Below are 6,811 nucleotides of genomic sequence, written 5' to 3'. Positions count from 1 at the left end.
AGACTGTTCACTTTCACACCGGAATAGGCTGTTCACTTTCAGTGGAATATTCAGTTACAGCGTAGATTGTTTATTTGATGTGAAGAAATATATTGAATGGTTTCATAATAATAGAGATGCAAGAAGTTATACATGGAATAAAAAGCATGGAGAAAATGGTATAGGTATTATTGCTAACAAGGGAGAAGTAGTTTCTCCATTAGAATGTAGTAAATTGGAGGCTGAAGAATTTTTAAATGTAGCGATTGGCTATCGTAAGTCAAATGAATTATATAATTATGATCCCAAAAACATGAAATATATGGTTTGGAAATGTGATGCTCCTGGAACGAAAAGCTTTCATGCCTATCATCCAATTGACCAAAGAGAGGTTGATTTAAAAATTCAACAATTCCTTACTAAACCTAGAGAATAATTCAACAAAACGACCTAATAATGTCAATAAAAAAACCGACTTCAAGTCGGTTTTTTATATTCTTTTTTAATCACCGCTGTTAAACTGAAAATTTACTTTCTTTTCATTTCCGAATTTGTCACTTATCCTGTACCGAAGTGTAGGCTATATAGTGACTCAAATTAGACATCAATATTTTGAGTTCTTTTAAACATCTTGAATCTTAAATCAAATGATTAGCCTGCAAATAGATTAATTTTGCAGGCTTTTGGATATTTTTACTCCTTGATAAGGTATTATGTTGTGGAGAAAGAGGGTTAGCCTCTTTTATGCCGTATGCTTTATAAATAGGGATACTCACTTTTTTTAATTGTTGTGAGCACCTTATTCGGAAAGTTTTATGCTATGATTGGAATCGTTTGATTCAGTTTCAAATATAGTTAATTATACAATGATTTTAATTCCTTTTCAAAATCTTCTACATATTTTTCACTTAGAATTCCTTGATTTTTATTTCGGAATTTTTCTAAAAATCTAATTACATATTTAATTCTACCTTCTTCTATTTTCTCAGGATTTTCATAACTTAATAAAATTATCCACATAATATAGAAGTCTTGCAATGATCTTCTAAATCGCTCCTTATTTAATACATTTAAAATTTTATTTAAGTCTTCTTTATGATTATCTGTTAAAAACGTAGATTTTAATCCTTGGATTATATTTTGTGTAGTTTCAATACTTTTAATAAAAGAACTTTTTTCAATAGCCTCATTTTCCAATCTTATTAAAAAATCAGTCAACCCAGTTTTGTATTTTAATCTACAAGTGATGCCGTCTATCCTAAGGAAAAAACCAATAACTTTATCAAAACCTAGTTTCTTGTCTAAGCAATGATATGTAAGATATGACAAGGAAGTGATAAATTCTTCGTTTTCCATTCTGTCATTTCTTATATCTGGATTTACTTCAGTTTCCTTTATATAGAACCACCCTATTTCTTTATTTGTGCAATCTTTGATCGTTTTTACAACTTCTGTATTTACAGTCGAATTCCACATTTCAAAAGAATTTTCCTTTATAGGGTAAGGTTTATTGTTAAGTCTGATAAATAAATCAGTAGGCTCAAAAGCTTTATTTAATATTTCTTCTATAATTATTACATCAATTGTGAAGTCTAATATTTTATCTTTATAGTCCTCACTTAATTTGCTATAATTTTCACCATTAAGTTCGCTTAAAATTTTTAGACCTCTAAGTTTAAAATTATTCTTATTTGTTAGAACCGATGTATTATACTCATTCTTATATTCTTCTCCCAAGAAGCCAATTATAGACAATAATCTTTGTTGTCCGTCAATAACTTCTTTCACACCATCTTTCCGTTTGAAAATGAAAATAGGAGGTAGATTTATACCTAATAAAATACTTTCTATTATTGAAGATGCTTTTAATTCATTAATTTTTTCTTGTCTTTGATAAGCGGGTCTTATTTGGTACTTATTAGACTTCACATCAGTTATAATCTCTTCAATTGGTGTCGAAATTGGTGCAGGCTTATTATGTCTTAAATTATCAAATTCTTCTATTTTATTATTTTTTCCCGCAAAATAATCAAGATTATCTTTTACTTCTTGATTAAAAGTACTGTTTCTAATAAAGCTAGAGAAATCAAAACCAGTTAATTCTTTAAATATATCGGCAGTATCGTTAAAACGTTGTAAAATTTTTCCATAGTAATGATATTCTACTAATTCATATTTTTTAATATTATTTTGATAATGTAAAAACAACCTATTCTTAAAGACATCATCAATTATTACAGGAATTTCTTCAATCTCAAGTATACGAACAGCCCATAGTATACATTCAAAGATTAGTTTACTTTTTAACCTATCATCTTTAGTGATAAAATAAGTATAAATTTCAAATACTAATTCTATTTGCTTATTGAATTTTTCTAACTCTACACTGATATTTTCATCTTCAATATACTGGGTAGCAAAATCATATAATAAATCTAAAATTTCATTTCTACTTGCACCGCCTGCATATTTTGTTATTGGAAATTTATTTAAAATGTAGAATTTTCTAAAAAAATTACTCAGTACCTCTTTAGGTAGAATATCAACTGTTTCTGAAGCTATAAATATTTGATAAATTCTTCTGCCAAACCCTTCTTCTGCCAAAATATGAGAATTAAATGCTTGAGTTAATTTGTCATCAATATATTTCGCATTATCAACTTCACTTGACGTTAAAGGCGTAATACCTGTATTATAGCGTCTAAATATTTCTTTTTTTATTTTATCTTCAATTTCATTAGGCAAATCAGGATAATTAACAACTTCAAATTCAAAAACTCTAATATTAGAAGACCAAAAGATTTCTCTAAATTTTTCATCTAAATTATTAAAAGAATTATCAGCTAAAAACTCTAAACTCATTAATCCTTTACTACTAAGTTTTATATCATTTTCTTTAAACTTCTTTAATGTTTCAAAACGTTGTCTACCATCAATTACCTCAACTTTTAATCCAGATTTATAAAAAATCAATGGCGGAATTTCTGTTCCCAAAATAACGCTTTCAATAAAAAAACTTTGTTTAGTTTTATCCCAGACGTAATTACGCTGATAATAAGGTGAGTAATCTATTCTTTTTAAATTTCTTTCGCTCAACAATGTTTTAATCGATATTGTTTTTGCTTCAATTTTTAAACATTTTTTAAAAATTTCCAAAAACTTATCATTATTACTATTATAAGTATTACTCATATTTAGTCTTCTATATTTAAAAATTTAAACTCATATTCAATCTTATCCTGTTGTGTTCTTGTAGATTCAATTATATTTTCTTGTAAGAATTTTTTAAAATTTGAAGTATATATTACATCAATTAATATTGAAACAATAATGTCTTTGAATCTACTAATTTCAATATTATTTATAGCTGTAGTATTATTTTTAACAACTAATTTTATTTCTACTTCCTCATCGATATATATTCCTAAGAAAACTTCTGCAAATAGTTCAATTTCCTCTCTAATATATTCTTGAGACATATCTTGAGCTTTAATAATATTTCTAAATATTAGCTCTTGAACAGGAACTAATATTTTATTGAAGTATGTTATTTCATCACGTGTAAAATTAAATCTTTTTGAAAACTCTAATTTAGATAAAATTTCTAAGTGTTTAAAATAATTATACTTAATCACTATGGGTAATGGTTTTCTTCCAAAATCAGAATGGTAATTATAATAAAGTACTAATAATTCACTTTTACTTATTAAGGCTCTTAATATTTTGTGGTAATATGTTTTTTCCGAATCTGAAAGATGTACACATTCTTCGATGATTTTAAATAACCTATATAAAGACATAAAATACATTGCTAATTCACCTTGTTTCTCTAAATAAGCTATGTAGTAATTATTAAAAACCGATTCTACAGTAGATTCATTATTAGTAAAATCAAGTTCAGTACTAATACTGTTTATTACATCAGTAAACAAATTTTTGTCAATTAATTTATTTTTATTATCTAGAAAAACATTCAATAAAGAATAAAAATTAGATTCAAACTGTTGATTATTCATCGTTTTAGTTTGTTGTTCAAAAATTTTCCTAGTTTCCTTTAACTCTTCTCTTTGCAATTCAAATTCTTTAATTTGTTGTTCAAAGGCTTCTAATTGATTTTCGAGCGCTTCTTTATTTATTTTAAAATCATTCCTTTGTTCTTTTAAAGAAATATAAAATAATATAACACCTATTAATGAAAAAATCGTACCTACGACACCTCCAGAAAAATCTCCGAATTGTCCAATTATTTCTTCATTTATAGAGTTACCATAATGAAGATGGGTAGAGCTCTTCAATAAGAAAAGAAAAAAAAACAGTAACATTATTGAAAAACCAACATAGAGTAAAATAACCGCTGTTTTTTCGGTTAAAACACCTTTATTTTTATTTTGCATTTTTATTTACATAATTAGTAAGTACATCTATTTATTCAAATTGTATAATATGATGTTGGTGAATTTGAGATTAATCTATATTTATATTAATAGATTTTTACTTTTTATATTTAAGGTAATCCATTTGTTTGAAGTACGAATACTTCTTAGTTGTGATTCTTATAGTATTCATATATTTTCTTAATCATATTTCTCATCCCTATTTCTATCTTTCTATCAAATACATTAACTTCAAATGGATTATTATCATAGTCAGCTTTAAGTATAAAACTATTTTCATTAATCTGCTCCATTGTTACTTTTATTTCTACATTATTGGGCATATCTAAGTAATTATATTTTTTAAAATCATTAAACTTCAAGAGGTGATCAATCTTTTCAGCTTTATTAAATAAGGAATCTTGTATTTTAATAGTATTAGTGTTACCTTTTTTATCAATGATTGCTGTAATTTGAACTAATTCCAGATTTTGCTTACTTTCTATTAAAGCTTTTACTTTTGTCCTTGATAAAATTTTAGAAGCCACAGTTTTTTTACTTACTCCTATTGAATTATACTTTCCGTTTTGATTTTTTTTGATCTTAAAGTAAAAATTTTCATTCTTTGTAATATCAATTATTGGTTTGAAAATCTGTAATCTCTCGTCTTCACTGTATTCATTTAAAATACTCTCCATATGGTCATTAGAAATATCTTCAGATAAAACAATGTCCAAATAGTCATATCCGATCTCTTTAGCCCATTGTTTTACTAATAAATCTTCAATATTGTTTTTCATTACTTCATCAATCGCAAGTCCTAATTCAAAACTACCAAAATTTAAATCAACTATTCTGAAATCTAATTCATGCATTATTTTATCAGAAAACTGAGTATTAAATTTTCTTTTGAAACTAATCTTTATAAAACTAGTATAAGACTTATTTAATCGATTTAAGAAAATATTAGTTATGTCTTTAAGACCTATAGTATCAGCATACTTTTTATTTATTGTAGAAAATTTTAAATAAAAAGCCTTTTCTCTAAGAGTTTCTAAGTAATATTTACTTTCATATTCTGATATTAAATTGTGATAATAAGACCCTTCAATTGGCTCTAAACTAAAAAGAGAATCTTCTTGAGGTAAATAATCTTCTTCGACTTCACATGCAAGGATAGTGTTTACGTCTATTATTTCTCCCATAAAATTCTGTTCTAATAAGAGCATATTTCTAGGGTTATCTTGTATTAATTTTCTTAAAGATTTCCTTTCTGTAAGATATCTAACAATATTACCATTTTCCACTTCAAAAAGAAGATATATATCAGAATTATTAGTCGTTTCAACTAGGTAAAGAAAATAGTCAATATTATTAAATTGTAAATGACTTAGAATAGGTTCATCTATATATATAATATCTCCTATTTTTTGAAATTTATTCAAATCAAAACTATTCTTCATGATCTATAATTTTAAACTCTGTTAGGAATACGAAATTCTCAAATGGATAGAAAGTGAAATGAGTTAGATCATCTCCTGTTTGATATTTTATACCATGCGAATCAGATATATTTGCAACAGCAATACCATCACCAGCCTTTTTTTTAGATAAGTTTTTTAACGCTTGTATTGCTCTTTTTTCTGATTTATATAAAGATAGCCCCCAAGCTTTACATTCTCCTTTAAGCTTCGGCATCTTTATTGCGTGAGGTATAAAAGATTCTGACATTGAATTTCGAAGAACGATTCGAAAAAGCTCGATTTCTCCTGTTTTATTACCTAATGGACAATCTGCAATGTGTTGGAATTGTTCAATATTTAAAATTTTCATTTCTTATTTTATAATTTTGCTACATATTTAAAGGAAATATATAGTCGTCTTAATTACTCAAAAGTAGACTTTTATTTCTTTTTATCTTATAAAAAGAAGTGGAGCCAACAGAATTATGAGTAAACAGTCTTTTTAATATATATTTATCTATGTTAGAATAGTATTAGTCTGTTAAATACAACTTTTATAAAGTACCTCATTATACACTCCCATTTATAATTGATATGATCTTTTACGGATTTCTAAATGCTTTAGCCTAACATTGTCTTTTTACAAAACAAAAATAGCTTGGTTTCACGAAACCATAACATACCTATATTTGTATTTCTCAAAAGACATTGACAATGTAGTTAGTTTATTGTGAATTAAATAACTAATATTGTTACATTTAGATAAATTATTCAAATAGAAATCTTCTTTATAAATATAGACAGTAAAGTTATTTAGTCAAACTTAAAATAATTTTACTAATCTTTATTACAGAAATCAGTAAACCCCTCAATATTTTGAGTCTATCTACTATTTAAACAAAAACAACGACTTCGGAGTAGTTTTCTAGCCCTCTGCAAGAGCAAGTCGTTTTGATGGCACGAATGTAATTTCGAGTGCCTCAAAACATAACTTGC

5 protein-coding genes are annotated in these 6,811 nt (G+C 26.0%); 1 reads left to right on the top strand and 4 read right to left on the bottom strand.

What is annotated here, in order from left to right; translation table 11 throughout:
* The coding region (locus AABL85_RS17140) for a hypothetical protein (RefSeq protein WP_341310991.1) at positions 1–415 on the top strand (415 nt) is incomplete at its 5' end.
* 419 nt (positions 416–834) lie between these two features.
* Here AABL85_RS17140 and AABL85_RS17135 read toward each other — a convergent pair.
* The 4 genes from AABL85_RS17135 to AABL85_RS17120 all read right to left on the bottom strand — a co-directional run bounded on the left by AABL85_RS17135 (position 835) and on the right by AABL85_RS17120 (position 6,185).
* A complete protein-coding gene (locus tag AABL85_RS17135) occupies positions 835–3,171 on the bottom strand; it encodes a DUF262 domain-containing protein (protein WP_341310990.1) in 2,337 nt (778 codons plus the stop codon).
* 2 nt (positions 3,172–3,173) lie between these two features.
* A complete protein-coding gene (locus AABL85_RS17130; RefSeq protein ID WP_341310989.1) occupies positions 3,174–4,373 on the bottom strand; it encodes a putative phage abortive infection protein in 1,200 nt (399 codons plus the stop codon).
* Positions 4,374–4,519: 146 nt separating this feature from the next.
* Complete coding sequence (locus tag AABL85_RS17125) at positions 4,520–5,815, bottom strand: hypothetical protein (protein ID WP_341310988.1); 1,296 nt, start codon at positions 5,813–5,815, stop codon at positions 4,520–4,522.
* Positions 5,805–6,185 (bottom strand): hypothetical protein, encoded by a 381-nt coding sequence (locus AABL85_RS17120; RefSeq protein ID WP_341310987.1) that lies wholly within the window; start codon positions 6,183–6,185, stop codon positions 5,805–5,807. The genes AABL85_RS17125 and AABL85_RS17120 overlap by 11 nt, the downstream gene beginning before the upstream one ends.
* Positions 6,186–6,811 lie beyond the last annotated feature (626 nt).

The sequence above is a fragment of the Myroides odoratimimus genome, from assembly GCF_038039805.1.
Taxonomy (GTDB): domain Bacteria; phylum Bacteroidota; class Bacteroidia; order Flavobacteriales; family Flavobacteriaceae; genus Flavobacterium; species Flavobacterium odoratimimum_B.
The sequence above is the reverse complement of the archived record's forward strand: the minus strand, read 5'-3'. Positions and strand labels throughout refer to the sequence as shown.

What these genes read in the sequence shown, in the direction of transcription:
- AABL85_RS17120 (WP_341310987.1), bottom strand. Translation starts at nt 6,185, where the DNA reads ATGAAAATTTTAAATATTGAACAATTCCAACACATTGCAGATTGTCCA.
- AABL85_RS17135 (WP_341310990.1), bottom strand. Translation starts at nt 3,171, where the DNA reads ATGAGTAATACTTATAATAGTAATAATGATAAGTTTTTGGAAATTTTT.
- AABL85_RS17125 (WP_341310988.1), bottom strand. Translation starts at nt 5,815, where the DNA reads ATGAAGAATAGTTTTGATTTGAATAAATTTCAAAAAATAGGAGATATT.
- AABL85_RS17130 (WP_341310989.1), bottom strand. Translation starts at nt 4,373, where the DNA reads ATGCAAAATAAAAATAAAGGTGTTTTAACCGAAAAAACAGCGGTTATT.